Source organism: Mycobacterium sp. UM_Kg27 (assembly GCF_000972905.1).
Taxonomy (GTDB): domain Bacteria; phylum Actinomycetota; class Actinomycetes; order Mycobacteriales; family Mycobacteriaceae; genus Mycobacterium.
Map to the genome: position 1 here is coordinate 54,548 of NZ_JRMM01000003.1, position 22,659 is coordinate 77,206.

At 67.3% G+C, this 22,659-nt stretch carries 19 protein-coding genes; 7 read left to right on the forward strand and 12 right to left on the reverse strand.

What is annotated here, in order from left to right; genetic code table 11:
* Window positions 1-65: 65 nt before the first annotated feature.
* The 4 genes from LI94_RS01080 to LI94_RS01095 form a co-directional block, all read right to left on the reverse strand.
* The gene (locus LI94_RS01080; RefSeq protein ID WP_046300021.1) at window positions 66-257 is read right to left on the reverse strand and encodes a hypothetical protein; all 192 of its coding nucleotides are present in this window, start codon (window positions 255-257) and stop codon (window positions 66-68) included.
* 139 nt (window positions 258-396) lie between these two features.
* Window positions 397-594 (reverse strand): hypothetical protein, encoded by a 198-nt coding sequence (locus LI94_RS01085; RefSeq protein WP_152664721.1) that lies wholly within the window; start codon window positions 592-594, stop codon window positions 397-399.
* 119 nt (window positions 595-713) lie between these two features.
* Complete coding sequence (locus LI94_RS01090) at window positions 714-3,341, reverse strand: LuxR C-terminal-related transcriptional regulator (protein WP_239651124.1); 2,628 nt, start codon at window positions 3,339-3,341, stop codon at window positions 714-716.
* Window positions 3,338-6,472, reverse strand: a complete 3,135-nt coding sequence (locus LI94_RS01095; protein WP_046300024.1) for an adenylate/guanylate cyclase domain-containing protein — start codon at window positions 6,470-6,472, stop codon at window positions 3,338-3,340. The genes LI94_RS01090 and LI94_RS01095 overlap by 4 nt, the downstream gene beginning before the upstream one ends.
* Before the next feature lie 188 nt (window positions 6,473-6,660).
* Between LI94_RS01095 and LI94_RS01100 the strand changes: the two genes are divergently transcribed.
* Complete coding sequence (locus LI94_RS01100) at window positions 6,661-7,719, forward strand: NAD(P)-dependent oxidoreductase (protein WP_046300025.1); 1,059 nt, start codon at window positions 6,661-6,663, stop codon at window positions 7,717-7,719.
* Window positions 7,716-8,804: an AI-2E family transporter gene (locus LI94_RS01105; protein ID WP_046300026.1), complete on the forward strand. Its 1,089-nt coding sequence runs from the start codon at window positions 7,716-7,718 to the stop codon at window positions 8,802-8,804. The genes LI94_RS01100 and LI94_RS01105 overlap by 4 nt, the downstream gene beginning before the upstream one ends.
* Here the strand turns inward: LI94_RS01105 and LI94_RS01110 are convergent.
* On the reverse strand, window positions 8,801-9,430 hold the full coding sequence (locus LI94_RS01110) for a DUF4245 domain-containing protein (protein ID WP_024441108.1): 630 nt from the start codon (window positions 9,428-9,430) through the stop codon (window positions 8,801-8,803). The two genes, LI94_RS01105 and LI94_RS01110, sit on opposite strands and share 4 nt — an antisense overlap.
* A gap of 65 nt (window positions 9,431-9,495) precedes the next feature.
* Here LI94_RS01110 and glpX point away from each other — a divergent pair, with 65 nt between their 5' ends.
* The 3 genes from glpX to LI94_RS01125 are packed head-to-tail and all read left to right on the forward strand — an operon-like array spanning window position 9,496 to window position 13,306.
* Complete coding sequence (gene glpX, locus LI94_RS01115; protein ID WP_192830883.1) at window positions 9,496-10,527, forward strand: class II fructose-bisphosphatase; 1,032 nt, start codon at window positions 9,496-9,498, stop codon at window positions 10,525-10,527.
* Window positions 10,528-10,551: 24 nt separating this feature from the next.
* Window positions 10,552-11,946, forward strand: coding sequence for a class II fumarate hydratase (locus LI94_RS01120; RefSeq protein ID WP_024441106.1), 1,395 nt, complete (start codon window positions 10,552-10,554; stop codon window positions 11,944-11,946).
* 16 nt (window positions 11,947-11,962) lie between these two features.
* Complete coding sequence (locus tag LI94_RS01125) at window positions 11,963-13,306, forward strand: MFS transporter (RefSeq protein ID WP_046300027.1); 1,344 nt, start codon at window positions 11,963-11,965, stop codon at window positions 13,304-13,306.
* On the opposite strand, the gene LI94_RS01130 is transcribed toward LI94_RS01125, so the two are convergent.
* A complete protein-coding gene (locus tag LI94_RS01130) occupies window positions 13,263-13,850 on the reverse strand; it encodes a TetR/AcrR family transcriptional regulator (protein WP_046300041.1) in 588 nt (195 codons plus the stop codon). The two genes, LI94_RS01125 and LI94_RS01130, sit on opposite strands and share 44 nt — an antisense overlap.
* Window positions 13,851-13,861: 11 nt before the next feature.
* Window positions 13,862-14,815: an oxygenase MpaB family protein gene (locus tag LI94_RS01135; protein WP_046300028.1), complete on the reverse strand. Its 954-nt coding sequence runs from the start codon at window positions 14,813-14,815 to the stop codon at window positions 13,862-13,864.
* A 131-nt stretch (window positions 14,816-14,946) separates the two neighbouring features.
* Between LI94_RS01135 and LI94_RS01140 the strand changes: the two genes are divergently transcribed.
* The gene (locus LI94_RS01140) at window positions 14,947-15,627 is read left to right on the forward strand and encodes a PAS and ANTAR domain-containing protein (RefSeq protein ID WP_046300029.1); all 681 of its coding nucleotides are present in this window, start codon (window positions 14,947-14,949) and stop codon (window positions 15,625-15,627) included.
* A gap of 8 nt (window positions 15,628-15,635) precedes the next feature.
* Here the strand turns inward: LI94_RS01140 and LI94_RS01145 are convergent, their stop codons facing one another.
* The 5 genes from LI94_RS01145 to LI94_RS01165 form a co-directional block, all read right to left on the reverse strand.
* On the reverse strand, window positions 15,636-16,451 hold the full coding sequence (locus LI94_RS01145) for a polysaccharide deacetylase family protein (RefSeq protein ID WP_082105625.1): 816 nt from the start codon (window positions 16,449-16,451) through the stop codon (window positions 15,636-15,638).
* 53 nt (window positions 16,452-16,504) lie between these two features.
* Window positions 16,505-17,812, reverse strand: coding sequence for a PhoH family protein (locus LI94_RS01150; protein ID WP_046300031.1), 1,308 nt, complete (start codon window positions 17,810-17,812; stop codon window positions 16,505-16,507).
* Between the two features lie 192 nt (window positions 17,813-18,004).
* Window positions 18,005-18,832, reverse strand: a complete 828-nt coding sequence (locus LI94_RS01155; RefSeq protein WP_046300032.1) for an acyl-ACP desaturase — start codon at window positions 18,830-18,832, stop codon at window positions 18,005-18,007.
* 62 nt (window positions 18,833-18,894) lie between these two features.
* Window positions 18,895-20,169, reverse strand: coding sequence for a serine hydroxymethyltransferase (gene glyA, locus LI94_RS01160; RefSeq protein ID WP_046300042.1), 1,275 nt, complete (start codon window positions 20,167-20,169; stop codon window positions 18,895-18,897).
* A 155-nt stretch (window positions 20,170-20,324) separates the two neighbouring features.
* Complete coding sequence (locus LI94_RS01165) at window positions 20,325-21,551, reverse strand: hypothetical protein (RefSeq protein ID WP_046300033.1); 1,227 nt, start codon at window positions 21,549-21,551, stop codon at window positions 20,325-20,327.
* A 45-nt stretch (window positions 21,552-21,596) separates the two neighbouring features.
* Here LI94_RS01165 and coaA point away from each other — a divergent pair, with 45 nt between their 5' ends.
* Window positions 21,597-22,538, forward strand: coding sequence for a type I pantothenate kinase (gene coaA, locus LI94_RS01170; RefSeq protein WP_024441096.1), 942 nt, complete (start codon window positions 21,597-21,599; stop codon window positions 22,536-22,538).
* Window positions 22,539-22,659 lie beyond the last annotated feature (121 nt).

Consider the following 22,659-nt stretch of genomic DNA (forward strand, 5'->3'; position numbering starts at 1 on the left):
AGTTGTCGCCTGGCTTCTCCAACACACGGCCCCCGACTGCCCTTCTCCTGCAGCACGCTGCGCCATCACAGGTGGCGCATCTCTCGGGCCATGGCAGCGTCCTCAAGTAGGAAGTTCAGAGGGGCGGGATAGCGAGTCCGTTCCGGCCGCGTCGCGGGGTGGAAGATGGCCCGCACGGCGTTCACAACGACGATCTCGGCGTGCTTCAGGTGCGGCACCAGCAGCGGATGGGTGTGTGCTACAGACAACGTGGACATGATGTGCGCCTTCTCTCTTCTGCGCTGTGATCGTCAAATCGTGGCTCGCGCCGGGCGAGACGCGCGCAGTAGTCGGCCACTGCAATCTCGCCCGATTTGCAGGTGGCCACAAGAGCCAGCAGGGCGCCGGAGGCGTGAGTCATTGTCGTTCCCGCTTGACCAGCGCCCACCGGGCGACTGCCCGGTGCACTTCCTCCGCAGAACCCCTGACCAGCTGGACGACTTCCATGTTCCGGCTGTATTGCGTGGCAACCCAGCCGATGCCGTGTTCGTAGTCGACGCGCAGCAGCGTGCCGTCCTTGGCCCACTCGTGACCGCATTCATGTGGAGCGATCATCGTCATCTCCCGCCGATCTCGTTCTGCGAACCGAATCGTCGGCGACGCGAGACAGGACGACGTCAGTAGTGGCGCACTGCAGTTTCACTCAGTCTTTCGACGCCGCACTGGGTCACCGTTCAGCTCCGGCGGCGCGGACGCAGAGCCGCGAGTTCGTCACGGCCCTTGGTGTCTGTCTTCAACATGGCTCGGTAGATGTGGCTTTCCACGGTGCGAACGGAGACGTTCAGCCGTTCGGCAATCGCTCTGTTGGACAATCCCACGCCGATCAACATCACGATCTCTTGCTCGCGATCGGTCAGCGGCAACGGCTCTGCGGCCTGGCGCAGCGCCGGGGTGCTGGCGCCACCGCATTGATCGGCCAGTGTGGCGGCGCGGGCGGCGCAAACCAGCGCTGTTCCCCGCAGGTCTTGGCGGCGGTACTCGATCGCTGCTCGGGCCGCGGCATCGACCGCGGCCACCAGATCCCCGATCCGCTCGAATTCCAGCGACACCGACGCCATCTCCGCGGGATCGCCGTCGCACAACGCGGCGGCGAGCCGGGCGGCCAACCCCACCCGCGGCCCCTCGACGACAGCTTCGAGTTCGCGTAATCGGACCGCACCGGTTCGATCCCCGAATTGGGCGGCGGTCTGCAGACAGACCACTTCCGCTGCGAATTGCCCCTTGGCCCCGGCTGCCTCGGCCGCCGACCTCACGATCGCGATCGCCTCGCTGACTGCGCCTTGACCCGCGACCACCCACGCCCGGGCCAGGCTCCGGTCACAGTCGAGCAGTCGGAAAGGACGCCGCAGCTTGTCGAGCGTGGCAAGAGCAGCGGCGGCCTCGTCTGTTGCACCGCGCATCGCCAGCGCGGTGATGGCCGGCACGTGATAGCGGTAACCCCAACCGATGGCGTGGCTGGCCGACAATCCGGCTTCCGCCCGTTCCAGCAATCGGCATGCGGCGTCGAGGCGACCGGCGCCCACGGCCGCCAGACCCGCCACGGCAACACCGAGTGACCCCGCCGCTCCCGGCAGTTCGGCCGCCTGTCGGCTGACCCGCTCGGCCGCCTCGACCGCCTCGTTCACCCGTCCCGCCAACAGCAGAGCACCGATGTGTGCATCGGCGATGTTGAAACTCATCTGTGGGGCGTCCAGGGAACGGGCGACGATGCCATACCCGGCCTCAGCCGTGGCCAGGGCCTCGGCGGTGCGGCCGGCGTCGGCGGCGATGGCGGAGAGCACCCAGGCGATCTCAGCGCCGACAATGGCCGGCAACTCCTCCAAGTCAAGTACTTCGGCGGCCTGCCTCGCCGCTTCGGGGCGGTCTACGGCGAACCAGTACACCGTGAGGAAGGCATCGATGTAGCTGCGAGCGTGCTGCGCTACGGTGCGCGATGCCTCGTCGATGATCTCCTTCGCCCGCGCCGGCTCACCGAGCGCCCACAGCATGTTGCTGGCTCGCAGAAACGCCAGCCGCGCACGATCGCTGTCGGTCAGGTCGCCGACGTCAATCTCTGCGAGCACGCTGTCAGCCTCCCCGCCGTCGCCCAGCCACGACAGTGCGTGTGCGCGAATGAAAGTCGGCTCCAGTCCCCCGCCGGCCCGGATCGCAGCTCCGGCAAGCCTTTCGGCCAGAGTCAGGTCCGCCAGCCAGACCGCGCCGTGAGCTGCCCTGATCAGCAACTCGGCGTCGGGCGCGAGGTCGGAGTCAAGACTGAGGGTGGCCCGGCGCACCACCACCTGGATGTCGTCTCGATCCTCGGCTGCGGCCAGTTCGGTGGCAACCAGTCCCCGCAACCGACGTAGCCGGGTGGCCGCGGCGCGGGTGCGCCGCACTTCACCGTAGAGCGGATGCGCGACCCGCACCTGAACACCACCGGCGAGGGACTCCAGCGTGATCAGGCCGCGGGTATCGGCTTCCTCGACCGCGGCCGGATCGGTGATCCGGGTCAGGGCGGTCAGATCGATCGGCTCCCCTACCACCAATGTGTCGATGACATCGCTGATCGGTCCGGGCAAAGCTCCGAAACGGGATTCGACGAGATCGACCAAACCCAGTGGCATGATCGGATCCCCGATCCACCGCCAGTAGCCGCGTTGTTGTTCGATCCGGCCGTCGGCGATCTCCTGCTCGACGATGTGACGCAGATACAGCACATTTCCGTGAGTTAGGTTCCAGAGCCGCTGAACCGCTTGAGGATCCACCGGTCCGTTCATAGCTGCCGACAGCAGGGTGTTGGTCTCTTCGATCGACAATGCCTGCAGGTCAAGTCGTTCGAGCCGACCGGACGCCCAAAGCTCGCGTACCGCGTCGGGAATGGGTTCGCCGTCGCGAACGGTGAGAATCACCTTGGCCAGGCCCCGCTGCACGATCTGGTGCACAACAAATGTCGACAGGTCGTCGAGCAGCTGCGCGTCATCTACGCCAACCACAACCGGGGCGCCGGCAGGCCCGGCGACCAGCGACTCGATCACCCCCCGAAGCAACGGGACCGTATCGGCGACACCTGGCGGCGTCCACGCCGCGAATGCGCCGAGTGGAATGGCGCGCGCCGCAGATGTGCCTGCTGCCCAGCGAGTTTCGCTCCCGCGCGCCTCGGCTGCCGACAATGCCTCACGTGCGATCCGGCTCTTCCCCACCCCTAGGGGGCCGTGGACGACGATTCCGCCGACATCCGGGTCCGCGATGGCCTCCTCGAGAGTCCGCATCTCCGCCAGCCGCGCGGTCAACGGCCACGACGCACGCACGATTCCTGCCCTCATTTCATGGCCTCGGCCAACGCGATGTGTCCTTCGTAGCCGACATCGCTGGCACTCTTCAGGTATTGGTCGGCGAGATCGCGGTAGCCGTCCTGGTCACCACTCGCGCGTGCAAGCAACGCGCGCATCCCGATGAGCGGGACGTCGAACAACGCGTAGCCTTCGTCGGTAGGCACCGCCGCCAATCGGTCGATAGCTGACTGTGCCTCCGTGAGGTCAGTGTTGTTGCCGCGCTGTAGCAGTGCTTCCACCAAAACTCTCGTGGTCTCACCGCGGGTGATCATGTCGCCGGTGTCATACAGGTAGTCGACGGCGGCGCGGGCCAGCTCGACGGCGTCATCGATCTCGCCGATGCGGGCCTTCTCCCGCGCGAGCTCCGCATCAAAGAATCGCACGGCCCGTTGTGCGTAGCCGTGCCGTAGGTAGGCGTCGCGGTACTGAGTGAGCAGCGCCATACCGGCGTCACGTTGGGAACCGCCTTGGCTGAGCAGAACAAGACCTCGAGCCAGCCGTGCGGTATCCACGGCGTAGTCGTCGCCGGACTGCTCGGCCATCTCCAGCGCCTGAGCGGTGTCACGATCGGCCGCCGCGTCAGGCAACACCGCCCGGGTGTAGACGGCTAAGCCGTACTTGCCCAGCACGACCGTGACGTAGGTCCTGGCGTCGACACCGCGGGCCATCCCCATCGCCAGATCGAGGTCTTCTTTCCAGCCTGGAAGTCCCAGACAGTATCGGCAGGAGCCGCGGAACATGATCGCGATCGTCAGAGGCGAACCGATCAGCAGATTGCCCCTGGCCAGGTCGCCGTCGGCCAGGTCGATGACGCGCTGCGCCAAGCGCAGACCTTCGGCCGCCTCGCCGGCCTGCACCTTGATGTTGCTCGGCGCGATGGCGAGCGCAACTGTCATGGTCGGGTCGCCGATCGATTCCAGCAGGCGGCTGCAATCGGAGGCGACGTGTGATGCCTCGACGTACCGGCTGTGGAAGATCAGCACCGTCATCAGACCGGCCATGCCGATGGCCAGCGATAGTTTGTCGTCGACGGCAGTACACAGTTCGTGCAGTTCGGCAAAGCCCGCATCGGCGACGCTGCCGCTGACCCAGCTGGTGCTCGCGCAGAGCATGGTGCGCGGGGCGATCCGAGCCGACTCCCGGCCCGAGTGGTCGGTGGGCAATCGGTCAGCGATCGCACGGGCGCGCTCCCAACTGACTCGCGCGGCTCTGATGTCGCGGTGCTGTGCCCAGGCCCCGGCCCGCATGCGCCAGCCGTAAGCCGCGGGCAAGTCGCCGGCGGCCTCGAGATGCTCGGCGATCAGCGCCGCGTTCTCGTCAACCGCATCGGAGTGGCGTTGTTCGATCGCGGTGGCCAGCCGCCGGTGCAGCTCGGCACGCTGCGCCTTGAGTTGTGACTCGTAGGCGACGATCCGAACCAGCGGATGACGGAAGGCGTACTCCGCGTGCGGGGTGAACCGGACTTGTTCCACAAATTCGGCAGCGATCAACCCATCCAGCTGCACACCGCTGTGGAGAACCGCCAATTGCTCCGCGTCGAAACGCAGTCCGATCACCGCAGCGGCATTCAGCGTCTGTTTGGCGACTGGTTCGAGCCGATCGATACGGGCGGCGATGGCGGCTTGCAATGTCGCCGGAACGACGATGTCGGCATCATCGACATCGCAGACATAGCCGCCGCGAGAACCGCTGAGCACCCCGCGCTCGGCCAGGTCCCGCACGATCTCCTCGGCGAAGAACGGATTTCCTGCCGCCCGCTCGACGATCCGCCCGCACAACGCGGACACCGACGGGTTCGAGCCGAGTAATTCGGTTGCCAGCGTTGCGGACTGGGACGCATTCAACGGTGCCAGGGCGATGGTCTGCGAGTTCAGTGTACGGGCCAGAGCGCCGTGGTATTCAGGTCGGTAGGTGATAACCACCAGTGATGCGGTCTGCGGGATCACGGAGAGAAAGTCCGCCAGCAACAGTTCGCTGACCTCATCGATCCAATGCACGTCCTCGATGACGTAGACGACCGGGTCCTGCCGTTCCGTCGAGACTTTATTGACCAGCCGCGTCAGCCGGCGGCGCCGCGCATCGGGATCGATCGCAGCCAGATCAACGCTGTCGTCCCGAATCCCGAGCAGATCGTGGAGGAGGAGCAGATCCTGCGGATCGGCATCTGGCGCGCGCCCCATGATTCGCGCACGAGCCGCCGCGTCGTCGAGTCCGCTGATCCCGAGTGCGGTGACAAGCAGCCCGGTCACCGCGTGGAACGGGACATCGGCGGCGTGCGACTCGCAGTAGGCGGCGAACACCTCCACGCCCCGGCCCTGCGCGGCGGCGCTGATCTCGCGGGCCATGCGGCTCTTCCCTATTCCGGGTGGCCCCACAACACCGATCACGCAGCCAGTACCGCTGATCGCCTGCTCGAGAATGCCGTTCAGTGCGCCCATCTCCCAGTCGCGACCCACCAATGACGGATCTTGTCGAGCGGCATGCCGATGCTCCGGCGACACCCCCAGCAACCGATGCGCCCGCACCGGTTCTGTCGCACCCTTGATTTGGACCCACTCCGGGTCCGCCAGTACCACCCAGCCCCCGGCCAGACGCGCGGTCGAATCGCTGAGTAAGACCCCACCTGCCGGCGCGACCGACTCCATCCGCTGCGCCCGCCCGACCTGCTCACCCATCGCGGTATAGCTGCCTGGCCCCGAACCGATCTCGCCTGCAACAACCTCGCCCGAGTTCAGGCCGACTCGTAGCTGCACCCCACCGTCGCCGGTCGCGGCGTTCACCCGCTGAATCTCCAACGCCGCCAGACATGCCCGAAAAGCGTGATCCTCCAACGCCACCGGCGCACCGAACACCGCCATCACGGCATCGCCGATGAACTTCTCCACCCGCCCGCCGTACCGCCGTACCACCTCTTCGCACCGGTTGAACAGCTCGGTCATGATCTCGCGCAACCGTTCCGGGCCCACCGCGGCGGCGATGTCCATCGAATGGACCACGTCGGCGAACAAGACCGTGACTTGCTTGTATTCGGCCGGCGCGGGCGCCGCGACAGCGGCGCCACATTCGAAACAGAACTTGGCGTTCAGCGGCAATTCGGTGGTACACGAGGCGCAGGTGGTCATGTCATCGCCGCCCCGGCGTCGACGCGCGCGGCCCCAAGCGGTGCCTGCCGCACGTCCGGCACATGATTGTCGCGCTCATCGCTACGCCGCCGATCCGGAATTTCATCCGACCGGAAAAGAATAAACTCATCCACTCTGACCAGCTGCGTATTGCAAAATCGCGAGAACACTTCCAATCGAAAGGTCTCATGGACACGGTCCTCGTCACCGGCGCTTTCGGGCTGGTCGGTTCGGCGGTGGTACGGCAGCTGGCGGCCGACGGCCGCACCGTCGTCGCCACCGATCTCGATACCCCGGCCAACCGCAAGGCGGCCACTGCCCTGCCGCCGGTGGTGCAGGTGCGCTACGCCGACCTGACAGATTCGGCCGCAGTGGCCGCCCTGGTCGACGCTGTCCGGCCCGCGGCGATCATCCACCTGGCCGCGGTGATCCCACCGTTCATCTACACGCGCCGTGACCTGGCGCGCCACGTCAACGTGGAGGCCACCGGGCATCTGTTGGCGGCAGCCGCCGCCGCGACCGAACCGGGGAGGTCACCCCGATTCGTGCAGGCCTCCAGCATCGCGGTGTACGGGTCGCGCAACCCCCACACCGTCTCTGGCGTGCTGACCGCCGACACCCCGACCAACCCCGCCGACGTCTACGGCGACCAGAAACTGCAGGCCGAGCAGTTGGTGCGCGCCTCGCAACTGGATTGGGTCATCCTCCGGTTGGGCGGGGTGCTCACCGTCGACCCGGGTTCCTACATGAACCTCGACAACCTGTACTTCGAGCAGCTGCTGCCCACCGACGGCAGGCTTCAGACCGTCGATGTGCGTGACGTCGCAGCCGCGTTCGTCGCCGCCACCACCGCGCCCGTGATCGGGGAAACCCTGCTGATCGGCGGAGACGACTCGCACCGGCAGGTTCAGGGCGACGTCGCGCCGGCGACGGCCGCTGCCATGGGGTTGGTCAATGGTCTGCCCGCCGGCCTGCCCGGCGATCCCGGCCGCGACGAGGGCTGGTTCAACACCGACTGGATGGACTCCAGCCGCGCCCAGGAGGCCCTGGGCTTTCAGCACCACTCCTGGCCGGACATGCTGGCCGAGATCGCGGCCGGAGCCGGCGCGCAGCGCTACCTGCTGCGGGCGATCGCTCCCCTGGCCCGCGCCGTGCTGCGCACCCGCTCCCCCTACCACCGCACCGGCCAGCGGTTCGCCGATCCGTGGCAGGCCATCGCCGACAGATGGAGTAACCCACGCCCATGAACCACGAATTCACCCCCGCCCAACGACGGGCACTGGCGGTCTTCACCGTGATCGCGCTGATGTTCGGCGCCTATTTCCTGCGCACCTACTTCGTGCTGATCGTGGTGGCCGCAGTCGGCGCCTACCTGTTCACTCCGTTGTTCCGGCTACTCAACCGGCGGGTGTCCACCGGACTCGCGGCCACCGGGACCCTGTTGGCGGCCCTGGTCGCCGTGATCGTCCCGGTCGGGCTATCGGTCTTTCTGGCCGTCGCGCAGATCTCCCGCACTGTTGGCGAGGTCGCCGAATGGGTGCAGGCCACCGATCCCAACGCGCTGGGCGACAAGGTGCTGAAGTTCGTCAACGGCGCGCTGGCCAAGGTGCCGTTCGTGCACGTCGAGGTGACCATGGAAACGCTGCGCGGAGCCATGGTGAACGTGGCGCAGAAGGGCGGCGAGCTGCTGCTGCACGTGTTGCAGGGCGCCGTCGGTGGAGTGGTCGGCGCGGTCACCTCGGCGATCATCTTCTTGTACGTGTTCCTGGCGCTGCTGACCCACCGCGAGGAGCTGCACACCCTGATCCGCCGGCTCAATCCGCTCGGCGGCGAGGTGACCGATCTCTACCTGGCCAAGATGGGCTCGATGGTGCGCGGCACGGTCGGCGGGCAGTTCGTCATCGCGTTCTGCCAGGGAGTGGCCGGAGCCGCCTCCATCTACATCGGCGGATTTCACCAGGCGTTCTTCATCTTCGCGATCCTGCTGACCGCGCTGTCGATCATCCCGCTCGGCGGGGGCATCGTGACCATGCCGTTCGGCATCGGCATGGCGCTGTTCGGCAACGTCATCGGCGGGCTGTTCGTGTTCTTCTTCCACCTGATCGTGGTGACCAACATCGACAACTTCCTGCGCCCGGTGCTGGTGCCGCGCGACGCCCGGCTCAATTCGGCGCTGATGCTGCTCGCCGTTTTCGCCGGGATCGCCATGTTCGGCTTCTGGGGCATCGTGATCGGTCCGGTGCTGATGATCATCATCGTCACCACCATCGACGTCTACCTGGCGGCGTTCTCCGGCGAGGAGACGAGCGAGGAACTGCTCGCAGACGGTTAGCGGGTCGCTGGCAGCGGCGGCTGCGACTGCACGGCCGCCGCCATCGTCCGGAACAGCTCCGGGCCGCCCGCGCCGGAGATCGCCAGCTGCGCCGCCCCGGCCTTACCGGCCAACCGGGTGGTCCAGACCGGGTCTCCGTCGCCCTGGTACACCACCCAGCGGGTGCCGTCGACGTCTTCGCTCCCGGTCGGGCGCAGTCCGGGGCTGATGGAGGCGACCAGCGGGACCTCGTCGGCGTTGCTCTGGGTCAGGCTGACGTACATCCCGGTCGGGCTGACGTAGCCCACCCGCGAGGTGACCGCGCGCAGCCGCTGTCCGTCAGCGTCGCTGCGCCCGTCGGTGATGCTGCCGCGGGTGCCGGAGTTGGGCTGCCAGCCCTCAGGAAGCTGCGGCAATCGGACCGGGAAGCCCAGGGTCTGCGCATCGGCCTTGAGCGCCGCGGCGGCGTCGTAGGACGGCACCGGCCCGGCGGTGATCCCGCCCGGCCGAAAAGCGCACGTCCCGGCCAGACCGGCCAGCGCAACGCAGGCTATAACCAGCGGCACGATCGACCAGAACATGTCGCGCCAGTCCTGCAAAATACGTGGTTTGGCAGGCTTGGGCGCCGGCTGGGGCTCGTTGGTCACGGGAGCCAGTATCCCAGCTCAACAGTGCGGATCCGGCTCTGGGAGAATCAACAGCCGTGACTGGCATGACGGGACCCACGCGACGCGAAGCCCCAGACCGCAACCTGGCCTTGGAGCTGGTGCGGGTGACCGAGGCCGGTGCCATGGCATCCGGCCGCTGGGTGGGACGCGGAGACAAGGAGGGCGGCGACGGCGCCGCCGTCGACGCGATGCGCGAACTGGTGAACTCGGTGTCCATGCGCGGCGTCGTGGTGATCGGCGAGGGCGAGAAGGACCACGCGCCGATGCTCTACAACGGCGAAGAGGTGGGCAACGGCGACGGCCCCGACTGCGACTTCGCCGTCGACCCGGTCGACGGCACCACCCTGATGAGCAAGGGCATGCCGAATGCGATCTCGGTGCTGGCGGTGGCCGAGCGCGGCGCGATGTTCGACCCGTCGGCGGTGTTCTACATGAACAAGATCGCCGTTGGCCCCGAGGCCGCTGACGTCCTGGACATCACCAAGCCGATCGCGGACAACATTGCCGCGGTGGCCAAGGTCAAGGGACTGTCCGCTCGGGACATGACGGTGTGCATCCTGGACCGGCCCCGGCACGCCCAGCTGATCGCCGACGCACGGGCCACCGGCGCCCGCATCCGGCTGATCACCGACGGCGACGTCGCCGGCGCCATCTCGGCGTGCCGGCCCGACTCGGGCACCGACATGCTTGCCGGGATCGGCGGCACCCCCGAGGGCATCATCGCCGCCGCAGCAATCCGCTGTATGGGCGGAGCGATCCAGGCCCAGCTGGCGCCCACCGATGACGCCGAACGACAAAAGGCCATCGACGCCGGCTACGACCTGGACGCGGTGCTGACCACCGAGGATCTGGTCTCCGGCGAGAACGTCTTCTTCTGTGCCACCGGCGTCACCGACGGCGACCTTCTCAAGGGGGTTCGCTACTACCCCGGCGGCTGCACCACCCAGTCGATCGTGATGCGCTCCAAGTCCGGCACCGTCCGGATGATCGAGGCCTATCACCGGCTGTCGAAGCTCAACGAGTACTCGGCCGTCGACTTCACCGGCGACTCCCACGCCGCCTACCCCCTGCCCTGACCGTCAAGCGAGGACCTAACAGCTATGAGCGAGATCGAATACCGCATCGAACACGACACCATGGGCGAGGTCCGGGTGCCGGTGACCGCGTTGTGGCGCGCCCAGACCCAGCGCGCGGTGGAGAACTTCCCGATTTCCGGGCGCGGCCTGGAACGCACCCAGATCCGGGCGCTGGGCCTGCTCAAGAGCGCGTGTGCGCAGGTGAACGCCGACCTGGGTCTGCTGGCCCCGGAGAAGGCCGCCGCCATCAAGGCCGCTGCCGCCGAGATCGCCGACGGCAAGCACGACGACCAGTTCCCCATCGACGTGTTCCAGACCGGCTCGGGCACCAGCTCGAACATGAACACCAATGAGGTGATCGCTTCGATCGCCGCCGCCAATGGCGTGACGGTACACCCCAACGACGACGTGAACATGTCGCAGTCGTCCAACGACACCTTCCCGACCGCCACCCACATCGCGGCCACCGAAGCCGCAGTGCGCCACCTGATTCCGTCGCTGCAGGTGCTGCACGACGCGCTGGCCGCCAAGGCCGCGCAGTGGCGCACCGTGGTGAAGTCGGGCCGTACCCACCTGATGGATGCCGTCCCGGTCACCCTGGGTCAGGAGTTCTCCGGCTACGCCCGCCAGATAGAGGCGGGCATGGAAAGGGTGCGCGGGTGCCTTCCGAGGCTCGGTGAGCTGGCCATCGGCGGCACCGCCGTCGGCACCGGACTGAACGCCCCGGACGGCTTCGGCGCCAAGGTGGTCGAGGTGCTGGTCGCCGAGACCGGCATCACCGAGTTGCGGACCGCGGCCAACTCGTTCGAGGCCCAGGCCGCGCGCGACGGCCTGGTCGAGGCATCCGGTGCACTGCGCACCATCGCGGTCTCGCTGACCAAGATCGCCAACGACATCCGCTGGATGGGTTCGGGTCCGCTGACCGGCCTGGCCGAGATTCAGCTGCCCGACCTGCAGCCGGGCAGCTCGATCATGCCGGGCAAGGTGAACCCCGTTCTACCCGAAGCGGTCACCCAGGTGGCGGCGCAGGTGATCGGCAACGACGCGGCCATCGCCTGGGGCGGCGGAAACGGCGCCTTCGAGCTCAACGTCTACATCCCGATGATGGCCCGCAACATGCTGGAGTCCTTCACGCTGCTGTCCAACGTCTCGCGCCTGTTCGCGGAGCGCTGCATCGTCGGGCTGGTCGCCAACGAGGAGCACCTGCGCGAACTGGCCGAGTCCAGCCCGTCGATCGTGACGCCGCTGAACTCCGCGATCGGCTACGAAGAGGCCGCCGCGGTGGCCAAGCAGGCCCTCAAGGAGCGCAAGACCATCCGCCAGACGGTGATCGACCGCGGCCTGATCGGCGACAAGCTGTCCGAGGCCGAGCTGGACCGCCGCCTCGACGTGCTGGCCATGGCCAAGGTGAAGGACTGATCCGCCAAAGCCGCGGATGAACCCTGACCCCGCTCTGGCTGCGCTGGGCCGGGCGACACTGGCGAAAGTCTCTCGTCGGCTCATCCCGTTCCTGGCGCTGCTGTTCTTCGTCAACTACCTGGACCGGGTCAATATCGGCTTCGCCGGGCCCAACGGGATGAACGCCGAACTCGGCCTGACCGCCACCACGTTCGGGTTCGCATCGGGGATCTTCTTCTTCGGCTACCTATTGCTGGAGATACCCAGCAACATCGCGCTGCAAAAGTTCGGTGGTCGACGCTGGCTGGCCCGCATCATGTTGACCTGGGGAATCGTCAGCACCGCAATCTCTTTCGCGCCCAACGCGGCTACGCTTATCGCACTGCGGTTCCTGCTGGGCGTAGCCGAAGCCGGCTTCTTCCCGGGCATCATCCTGTACCTCACGTTCTGGTTCCCGGAGAAGCACCGATCCCGGGCGGTTTCGCTGTTCATGGTGTCGGTGCCGGTGTCGACGGCCATCGGCTCCACCCTGTCCGCACTCGTCATCGATTGGGGCCACGGTGTTTTCGGCTTGGCCGGGTGGCGCTTCATGTTCCTTGTCGAGGGGCTGCCGGCCATTGTGCTGGCGTTCGTCTGCTGGCTGTACCTGACCGATCGCCCGGCCCAAGCCGATTGGCTCGACGCCGACGAGCGGCAATGGCTGGAATCGACCTTGGCTGACGAGCGTGCGACGGCCGAGGCCGGTCAGCACTGGCCGCTGCGCAAGGCGCTCAGCCACCCCAGAATCCTGGGCCTGGCGTTCATCTACTTCGGGATCGTCTATGGGCTGTACGCCGTTGGGTTCTTCCTGCCGACCATCATCTCGGGGTTTCAGCAGCAGTACGGCAGCCACCTGAGCATCATCGGGCGCGGTCTGGTGACCGCCATTCCCTACGCCATCGCAGCGGTCGTGATGGTGCCCTGGGCTCGCCACGCCGACCGGACGGGCGAGCGCGTCTGGCACGTGGCGCTCCCCGCGATCGCCGGCGGAGTGTCTATTCCGGCGGCACTGTATATGGCCAACCCGTATCTGGCGATGGTCGCGATCACTGTGACGACGTGTTCGATCATGTGCGCCATGCCGGTCTTCTGGGCGCTGCCCTCGACGTTCCTCACCGGGACGGCGGCCGCCGGTGGCATCGCCTTGATCAACTCGCTGGGCAATATCAGCGGTTTCGGTGGTCCCTACGTCACGGGTTGGCTGACCGATCTGACCGGCGACGGCAAAGCGGCACTGTGGGTGGTCGGGGCGTTCTCCCTGGCCTCGGCCGCGGTCGTTCTCCGGCTGGGTTCCGCGCCTACCAGACCAGCGGTGCCAGAAACCTCTTCGCATAGGCGCTGACCGCCTGGTCGTCGGCCGGGTCAAGCACCGGCGTCGGCACCTGGGCGATGGACGCGGCCAGGCGCACATGCAAGTCGGCGGCAGCCACCAGGTCGGCGTCGGGCATTCTGGCCCCGGCGGCACGCAGTGCCTTGGCCATCGCCATGGACGCGTTGGTCAGAAACGCTTCGGCCTCCTGGTACACCCCGGCCATCGTCGCTACACCGGCATCAAGCCGAAGCAGCTTCCGCACGACGGGGTCGGTGGTGAGTAGCCGCAACCCGGCACGAAACGCCGCAACCGCAGCGTTTTTCGGCCCGGAGTCCACCGCGACCGTGCGCAGCTGAAGCATCGCGCTGTCGAAGGCCCGGCGGCCGAGCTCGGTGATCAGTGCGTCGCGAGTCGGAAATCGCCGGTACAAAGTGCTGCGACTGATGCCCGCCTGGCGGGCGATGACGTCAAGGCTGGCGCGGCCCACACCGACCAACCCGACTTCCTCGGCAGCCGCTTTGAGGATGGCCGCCTCTTGCTCGGCGGGGCTTGCGGTACTGCGTCGCGATGTCATCGGCACCGGTGTCATCCCATCGGGCAGCCGGGCGGGGCAAAGGATTCCAGCGCGACCGAGCGGTGCATCTTCACCAGCTTCTCGTACTGCAGACGGTTGTACGCCAGCGGCACCAGCACCACGCGATCGGGCAACACCCGCCACGCCATCTGCAGCAGCTGAGTGTAGAAGTTGAATTCGACGTCGTGGTGCGGCTGCCACCGGAAGCCGGTCAGGTCCCGGACCCCGGGATGCATGATCCCGAACGAACAGATCTTCACCACCCGACCGGCCCCCGCGCTGACCACCGACCACAGCGGACCCGCCGCGGCACGCACCGGGGCGGGCAGCGCCGACGGCAGCGGCAGCTTGCCCAGGCCGGCGGTGACCCGGTCCAAGAACGGGTTGGCCGCCAGGTCGCTCTGCACCGTCTGGTCGTAGTACTCGGCAGCCTCGGCGTAGGTCGCAGGGAACTTGCCGGCCTTGCCGGGCAACTCGAGGGCGCGGAATGCCTCGACCAGTTGCTGGTAGGCAGCCTCCCGCTCGGCGTCGTTCCAATTGATGCCGGTGACCGGGGTGAACGAATTGAGGGTGACGAACATGCCGCTGATCGCGATCCAGTTCCACAGCCGTGGGTTCAGCGCGCTGTAGCGGACGTCGGCGAAGTCGCCTTTGCCGTGGCCGTGCACGTCACGGTGCAACCGCTTGAGGCGATCACCTTCGGCGGCGCGGTCCTCGGCGTCTCCCCAGATGGCAAGCAGGGCAGAGAATCCGCTCCGAATGGCGCGGTCGGTGAAGTTGCGTTCAAAACGCCCGGTCTTGTCCACCGCGGCTGCCACCGGCACCAATGCCACCTCGTCGAACGCCGCCGCGCCGAACAAGCCGGACAGCACGCTGCCCGAATGCCTGCGGAACTGGGCCATCACCTCGGGCCGAACCCGAGCGGCAGGGGCAATGCTGGTGACGCGACTGGTCACTGCCGTCATCTGTGGCCTCCTCGGCTCGCTTGACACAAAGAATAGTTTTTTGTGTCAACGTGTCAATAACCGTGGCGTGACAACGTCATCACGGCCACAATGTGTCGCCGCCCGGGCCCCCGGGAATTATTCTTCGACTTATGCAGCCGGATGGTTTAGGCGGTACGGAACACGACTCCGAACTCGACCAAGCACTCACGGGCGGCCAGGCGCATACCGTCGGCCGATTCCAGTTCTTCATCGACCAAGAGCGCTGGGAATGGTCACCGGAAGTGCAGCAGATGCACGGCTACGCACCCGGCGAGATGCCGAACCCCACAACGGCGCAGGTGTTGTCGCACAAGCACCCCGACGATGTCGATCACGTCTTCGGCGCACTGGAGGACACCCGCCGCACGCGGGCTGCCTTCAGCACCCGTCACCGCATGATCGACACCGCAGGTCGCACCCACCAGATCACTGTGGTCGGCGACCTGATGCGCGACGACCGGGGCGCAGTGGTCGGCACCGAGGGTTTCTATATCGATGTCACCCCCGCCGCAGCGGCATATCAGGACCGCATCTCAGAAGATGTTGGCGCCATTGTGGACCAGCGAGCCGTGATCGAGCAGGCCAAAGGCATGCTCGCTGTGGTCTATGGACTCGAAGACGCTGCTTCGTTCGAGTTGCTGCGCTGGCTTTCCCAGCGAACAAACATGAAGCTCAGGACACTGGCTGAGCTACTGGCGGCGCGGTTTCGCGCACTCAGCGCTCCCGTACTGCCGGAAAGACACGAGTACGACAAGGCATTGATGTCTCTGGCGCCCCCAGAAGGGCCGTAGCGCCCGCCTCACGCCCCGTTGTTGGGGCCCCCGGAATTCGCCCCGGCAATGTCGGTGATCGGGAGGTTCGGCATCGGCGGTGGCGACGGCGTGGCCGGCAGCCCCGGAATGTCCGCGGGCGGGATGTCCTGCAGCTCGTTGACGGGCGGACCGTTGTCCCGGCTGCCATACACACTGCCCGGCGCGCGCGGGCCGAGCAGCTGGCTGACCGTCACCACGTGGTAGCCATTGGCTTTGAGCACCGGCAGGAACTGGTAGACCAGATCCACCGTGGACGAGTAGGTGTCGTGGAACAGCACCACCGAGCCGGGCTTGATCTGGGTCATCAGCATGTAGCGGGTGGCATTGGTGTCGGCGTCGTTGATCCAGTCGAACGGGATGACGTCCCACAGGATCGCGGCCTGTCCGGCCTCGGCGGCCCGCGCGTTGACCGCCGCGTCGGTGAGCCCGCCGGGTGGGCGCCACAACGTCGGCGTGACCCCGGTGGCGGCGCGGATCGCGTCGGTGGCCTTGGAGAACTGCGCGGGCACATCCGCAGCCGGGATCGTGGTCATGTTCGGGTGTTCCCAGGTGTGACTGCCGATCTCCATCCCGGCGTCGGCGATCCGCTTGGCGCCCGCCGGGTCGGCCGCCACCTTGTTGCCGATCAAAAAGAACGTGGAGCGCGCACCGGCGTCGTTCAAGATGCCCAACAGCCGGTCGGTGTAGGGCGAGGGACCGTCGTCGAAGGTCAGCGCCACACACTTGTCCACGGCGCAGTCCACCGGTTCGGCTGACGCCTCGTGGACATGGCTGGTGCAGGCGCCGAGCACCGCAACGGCCATCGCAACAACACCGACATGCCAGGGTTTTGCCACCCCGGCAGCCTACCGGGGGCTCAGCCCAGGTCGGGTCCGCTGATCTCCTCGAGCATCTCGGTGACCAGGGCCGCGATCGGCGAGCGTTCGCTGCGCAGCAGGGTGATGTGCGCGAACAGCGGGTGGCCCTTGAGCTTCTCGATCACCGCGGCGATGCCGTCGTGCCGACCGACCCGCAGGTTGTCGCGCTGCGCGACGTCGTGGGTGAGCACCACCCGCGAGCCGGTGCCCAGCCGCGACAGCACGGTCAGCAGCACGTTGCGCTCCAGTGATTGCGCTTCGTCGACGATCACGAAGGAGTCGTGCAGCGACCGGCCCCGGATGTGCGTCAGCGGCAGGACCTCGAGCATGCCGCGCGACAGCACCTCTTCGAGCACCGCCGGGCTGGCCAGACCCTCGAGGGTGTCGAACACCGCCTGGGCCCAGGGGCCCATCTTGTCGCTCTCGCTGCCGGGCAGGTAGCCCAGTTCCTGTCCACCGACGGCGTACAGCGGGCGGAACACCACCACCTTGCGCTGGGTGCGCCGCTCCAGAACGGCTTCCAGGCCGGCGCACAGCGCCAGCGCGGACTTGCCGGTGCCGGCCTTACCACCCAGGGAGACGATGCCCACCGATTCGTCGAGCAGCAGATCCAGCGCCACCCGCTGCTCGGCGGAACGTCCGCGCAGGCCGAACGCCTCCCGGTCGCCACGCACCAGCTGCACCCGCTTGGCGGCATTGACCCGGCCCAGAGCATGCGAGCTACCAGCGAGAAGCCGGATTCCGGTGTGGCAAGGCAGATCCCGAGCCACAGCCAAGTCGATCTCACCGTCGTCGAACAGCGCGTCGACGTCCTCGACAGACGCCTCGACCTCGTCCATCCCGGTCCAGCCGGAGACGATGACGTCCTGGGCGTGGTACTCGTCGGCGGCCAGGCCCAGCGCGGCGGCCTTGACCCGCAGCGGAATGTCCTTGCTCACCAACGTGACCCGGCGCCCCTCGGCCGCCAAGTTGGCCGCGCAGGTCAGGATCCGGGAGTCGTTGCTGTCGGTGCGGAACCCGGTCGGCAACACCGCGGGATCGCTGTGATTGAGCTCGACGTGCAACGTACCGCCCTGCGTCCCAACGGGAATGGGCTGATCAAGCCGCCCATGTTCTAGCCGCATGTCGTCGAAAATGCGTAACGCCTGGCGGGCGAACCAGCCGAGCTCATGGTGGTGGCGCTTGGCCTCCAACTCGCTGATTACCACCAGTGGGACGACAACCTCGTGTTCGGCGAACCGGGTGCAAGCCCACGGGTCCGACAGCAGCACGGAGGTGTCGAGCACGTACGTCCGGATTTCAGGCACTAAGCGCTCCAGCGGTGAGGGCACGCGCGACCCCGCGCGAACATTTCGACGGGGGGCACGGCACAGAACCGGGGCCGGTCCTGTCGTAATCACGACCGGTGGTGCCGATGAGACAGCGAAGCGTGTGGCTAGCCATCGATTGCGACGGTACCCCCGTCGGCGCGTGCGCGCTGCGCAGGCGCGCCGGAGTTCTCAGCCGATGACGAACGGCTTCAGATCGGGGTTGGCGGCCAAGCCCCAAGCGCTGATTCGGTCGGAGATCACCCGACGCAACTGGTCGGGTCCGAAGATGCCGGCCTCGGCGATTGCGGCCTGCCGGTCGGCGTAGGCATCGATGTCGGCGCCGACGACCTTGAGCTCGGCGGACCGGGCGACGATCGCGGCCACCGTCTCGTCGTGCACGTAGTCCAGGCAGTGCGCGACCAGATTTGCGAAGAACTCCTCGTGGCGCTCCTCGTCACCGGCAATCCGGCCGATCAGACCCTTGAGCACCGGCTCCTCGGTCTTGTCGGCCAGATTGCGGCAGAACTCGGCGCAGGCACGCTCGTAGAAGGCCATGAACACCAGCGTCTCGACCTGGCTGTAACGGTCGGCGCGGTAGCCCTTCTGCACGTGCTCCATGCGCACCCGCTCGTTCTCATCGGGGTCGATCTCCCGGGTCACGATGAGGTACTCACGCAGCGCGATGGCGTGCAGGTGCTCCTCAGCGGTCCACCGGCCGATCCAGCGTCCCCACTTGTCCTCGAGGATGAAGTGCTCGACCAGCTCACGGTGGTAGCCGGCCAGGCTGTCCTTCTCGACAAGCAGGATCTCGCAGGCGTCGGTGATCACCTTGGGCAGCGTGACCTGCGACGGGTCCCAGTCCTTGCCGCCGAGAAACGCGAAGTTCTGGCCCTGCTCGAACGGGACGAAGTCGTGCGCGTACCACGGGTCCACCGAGTCGATGTGGCGGACCAAGTTCGCGTCAACCACCGGTTCCAACTCGCGGATCAGTGCATTAGCAACGGGACGTTCAGCCATGAAAGTAACTGTAACCCGAATTCACACTATCCTGTCAACTCGGGGTGCGGCGTGTTCCCGGATCAGGCGAGCTTCCAGTCCTCCAGGCCCTCGTACAGCGGGAAATCCTGCGCCAGCTTGGCAACCCGCGCTCGCAGCGCCGGCACGTCCGCAGCTGAACCGTCCGCCAGCGCGGTGGCGATCACGTCGGCGACCTCGGTGAACTCGGCGTCGCCGAAACCACGAGCGACCAGCGCCGGAGTGCCCACCCGAAGCCCGGAGGTGACCATCGGCGGCCGCGGGTCGTTCGGGACCGCGTTGCGGTTGACGGTGATGCCGACCTCGTGCAGCAGGTCCTCAGCCATCTGGCCGTCCAGCGGCGAGTCCCGCAGGTCGACGAGCACCAGGTGCACGTCGGTACCGCCACTGACCACCGAGACGCCGGCCTTGGCTACGTCGGCGGCCAGCAGCCGCTCGGCGATGATCTTCGCGCCGGAGAGCACCCGCTGCTGGCGCTCGGCGAATTCGGGGGTGCCGGCGATCTTCAGCGCGACGGCCTTGGCGGCGATGACGTGCATCAGCGGGCCGCCCTGCTGACCCGGGAAGACCGCCGAGTTGATCTGCTTGGCGAATTCCTTCTGGCCGACGATCAGACCGGACCGCGGGCCGCCGAGCGTCTTGTGCACCGTGGTGGACACCACCTGGGCGTGCGGCACCGGCGAGGGGTGCAGCCCCGCGGCCACCAGCCCGGCGAAGTGCGCCATGTCCACCCACAGCGTCGCGCCGACCTCGTCGGCGATGGACCGGAACGCCGCGAAGTCGAGGACACGCGGGTAGGCCGACCAGCCGGCGATGATCACCTTCGGCTTGAACTCCAGCGCCTGGGCGCGCACCACGTCCATGTCGACGCGGTGAGTGACAGGGTCGACGCCGTAGAAGGCGTTCTCGTAGAGCTTGCCGGAGAAGTTCAGCCGCATCCCGTGGGTCAGGTGTCCCCCGTTGGCCAGGTCCAGGCCCAGCAGGCGGTCGCCGGGCTCCATCAGCGCCTGCAGCACCGCGGCGTTGGCCTGCGCACCCGAATGCGGCTGGACGTTGGCGAAGTCAGCGCCGAACAGTTCCTTGGCACGGTCGCGGGCGATGTTCTCCACCACATCGACGTGCTCGCACCCGCCGTAGTAGCGCCGGCCCGGCAGGCCCTCGGCGTACTTGTTGGTCAACACACTGCCCTGTGCCTGCAGTACCGCCCGCGGCACGAAGTTCTCCGAGGCGATCATCTCCAGCGTGTCGCGCTGACGGCCCAGTTCCTTGCCGAGCAGCTCGGCGATGTCGGGGTCGAGTTCGGCCAGCGGGGTCGACATGGTGGACGCGGGGCGGGTGTTCGGTGCGGCAGTCACGCCCTCCAGTTTGGCACGCGGAACTTCACTCGATTGCCGCAGGCCAGCCATCACTCCCCTGGCGCCGACTGTGCGGATTTATCCGCAAATCACGAGGTCCGCTGTGTAAAACCGCACACTCACCCGCCCCGCCCGGTCTCCGGGGCGCCGTCGGCTCGCAACGCCGACGGGGTCAACGGTTCGTCGAGCAGCCGGCGGAACCGCTCGGTGAGGCTCACCCCGGGGGGCGCGGCGTCCAGCCAGCCCCGCAGCAGCCGGTAGCCCTCCACGTAGGTCGAGGTGTAGGCCCGCCACAGCGGCGAGGACAGGAACCGCAGCGTCTGGCGGGCCCGGTCATCGGTGACCAGCAACCACCGGCGCAGGTAGTCGGCCACCTCGTCGGCATCGCGATGCTCGTCATGCAGCATCAGCGCCGCATCCTGGCGGACGTCGGCCAGCGCCGCGGCCGCCTCGGAGATCGCTTCAGCCCGCACACCGTCGAACTGCAGACCGAGGTCGGCGTAGATCTCGGCGGCCCAAGCGCCCCAGCCCGGCCCGACCGCGGCATATAGCGCCAAGTCGGCCAGGCCCTCGGCCATCAGGCACTGCGGAGTGTTGACCAGGAAGATGGTCTGCTCGGCCTGGCCGAGCTGCTCGACCAGTCCGGCCTCTTTGCGGCAGTGTTCGGTGTGATGGCCCGGGTAGGACTCGTGGGCCACCAGCCGCGGCAGGTTCGACGTCAACTGTTTGAGATCTGCGTTGACCGCCACCGTGGAGCGGTAGTCGCCGCGGTAGTAGTTGAATCCCGACCACGGCTTGTCGGTGACCACCTCGTAGGTGATGGTCTCGGACTCCGGCAGCGGGAAGTCCACCCGCACCCGGTCGCGCAGTGCCGATGAGAAGGCGTGGATGGCCGCTTCCAACCGCTCCGGCGGAATCTCCTCGGCCCGCCGGTGCGCGGCCATCCGCTCGGCCAGCGGGCCTGTGCCGCCCAGCGCTTCATCCAGCCGGGCGTGGGCGTGGCGATAACGGTCGGTGTCGCCCTTGACGATGACCGGCAGGTCAAAGTAGGCGCTTGCCTCCTCGACGAAGCCGACCTGCTCCCCGGCGAACTTGCGCCCGGCGCACGCCAGCGCCCGCAGATGCACCCGCAGGTACTCGGCGCGCGCCGGATCGAGACCGCCGGGCAGTGCCGCGACCAGTTTCTCGGCCTGGCGGGCCAGGTCGGACGGGTTGGGCCTCGGCTCGTTCGCGACAAGCCGCTGCAGCTCGGGGTCGCCGGTGAAGGCGTCGACGTAACCCTGCTCGATGCGGTCAAAGCGCAGACCGAGCAACAGGTACTCACGGATCAATTCGGCGGGCTCCATACCCGATCAGGCTAACCGTCGCGGCTCCTGCAAGACTGTATGGTCATGCGGCGGCTTAGCGAGCCGACTCCCTACGTGGAGTTCGACCGACGTCAATGGCGGACACTGCGTATGTCTACGCCGATGCCGCTCACCGAAGAAGAAGTCGTCGCACTGCGCGGCCTCGGCGAGCAGGTCGACCTGCTGGAGGTCGAAGAGGTCTATCTGCCCCTCGCGCGTCTGTTGCACCTGCAGGTCGCGGCCCGACAACAGCTCTTCGCCGCCACCGCGGAATTCCTGGGTGCCGAGAACGACCAGAATCCCGATCGGCCGGTGCCCTTCGTCATCGGGGTGGCGGGCAGCGTGGCGGTGGGTAAGTCGACGACGGCCCGTGTGTTGCAGGCGCTGCTGGCGCGCTGGGACCACCACCCGCGGGTGGACCTGGTCACCACCGACGGGTTCCTCTACCCCAATCACGAGTTGCAGCGCCGGAACCTGATGCACCGCAAGGGGTTCCCGGAAAGCTACAACCGCCGCGCACTGATGCGGTTTGTCACCTCGGTGAAGTCCGGTGCCGACTACGTGTGCGCGCCGGTCTACTCACACATGAGTTACGACATCGTGCCCAGCGCCAAGCAGGTGGTCCGCCACCCCGACATCTTGATCCTCGAAGGTCTCAACGTGCTGCAGACCGGGCCGACGCTGATGATCTCTGATCTGTTCGACTTCTCGCTGTACGTCGACGCCCGGGTGGAGGACATCGAGCACTGGTATGTCTCGCGCTTCCTGGCGATGCGCTCTACCTCGTTCGCCAACCCCGACTCGCACTTCCACCACTACGCGGCCCTGAACGACCAGCAGGCGGTGGCCGCCGCGCGCGACATCTGGCGTTCGATCAACCGGCCCAATCTGATCGAGAACATCCTGCCCACCCGGCCGCGAGCGACCCTGGTGCTGCGCAAGGACGCCGATCACTCCATCAACAAGCTGCGGCTGCGCAAGCTTTAGCTGCGCGGCGCAGCGGGTCCCCGCCGTCTGCGCGGCGATCGCAAGCGCGGCGGAGCCGGGCGCAGCGGGTCGCCGCCGTCTGCACGGCGATCGCAAGCGCGGCGGAGCCGGGCGCAGCGGG

Coding starts and splice junctions, on each gene's coding strand:
- LI94_RS01080 (WP_046300021.1), bottom strand. CDS start 257: ATGTCCACGTTGTCTGTAGCACACACCCATCCGCTGCTGGTGCCGCAC.
- LI94_RS01085 (WP_152664721.1), bottom strand. CDS start 594: ATGATCGCTCCACATGAATGCGGTCACGAGTGGGCCAAGGACGGCACG.
- LI94_RS01090 (WP_239651124.1), bottom strand. CDS start 3,341: ATGAGGGCAGGAATCGTGCGTGCGTCGTGGCCGTTGACCGCGCGGCTG.
- LI94_RS01095 (WP_046300024.1), bottom strand. CDS start 6,472: ATGACCACCTGCGCCTCGTGTACCACCGAATTGCCGCTGAACGCCAAG.
- LI94_RS01100 (WP_046300025.1), top strand. CDS start 6,661: ATGGACACGGTCCTCGTCACCGGCGCTTTCGGGCTGGTCGGTTCGGCG.
- LI94_RS01105 (WP_046300026.1), top strand. CDS start 7,716: ATGAACCACGAATTCACCCCCGCCCAACGACGGGCACTGGCGGTCTTC.
- glpX (WP_192830883.1), top strand. CDS start 9,496: ATGACGGGACCCACGCGACGCGAAGCCCCAGACCGCAACCTGGCCTTG.
- LI94_RS01120 (WP_024441106.1), top strand. CDS start 10,552: ATGAGCGAGATCGAATACCGCATCGAACACGACACCATGGGCGAGGTC.
- LI94_RS01125 (WP_046300027.1), top strand. CDS start 11,963: ATGAACCCTGACCCCGCTCTGGCTGCGCTGGGCCGGGCGACACTGGCG.
- LI94_RS01130 (WP_046300041.1), bottom strand. CDS start 13,850: ATGACATCGCGACGCAGTACCGCAAGCCCCGCCGAGCAAGAGGCGGCC.
- LI94_RS01135 (WP_046300028.1), bottom strand. CDS start 14,815: ATGACGGCAGTGACCAGTCGCGTCACCAGCATTGCCCCTGCCGCTCGG.
- LI94_RS01140 (WP_046300029.1), top strand. CDS start 14,947: ATGCAGCCGGATGGTTTAGGCGGTACGGAACACGACTCCGAACTCGAC.
- LI94_RS01145 (WP_082105625.1), bottom strand. CDS start 16,451: ATGGCCGTTGCGGTGCTCGGCGCCTGCACCAGCCATGTCCACGAGGCG.
- LI94_RS01155 (WP_046300032.1), bottom strand. CDS start 18,832: ATGGCTGAACGTCCCGTTGCTAATGCACTGATCCGCGAGTTGGAACCG.
- glyA (WP_046300042.1), bottom strand. CDS start 20,169: ATGTCGACCCCGCTGGCCGAACTCGACCCCGACATCGCCGAGCTGCTC.
- LI94_RS01165 (WP_046300033.1), bottom strand. CDS start 21,551: ATGGAGCCCGCCGAATTGATCCGTGAGTACCTGTTGCTCGGTCTGCGC.
- coaA (WP_024441096.1), top strand. CDS start 21,597: ATGCGGCGGCTTAGCGAGCCGACTCCCTACGTGGAGTTCGACCGACGT.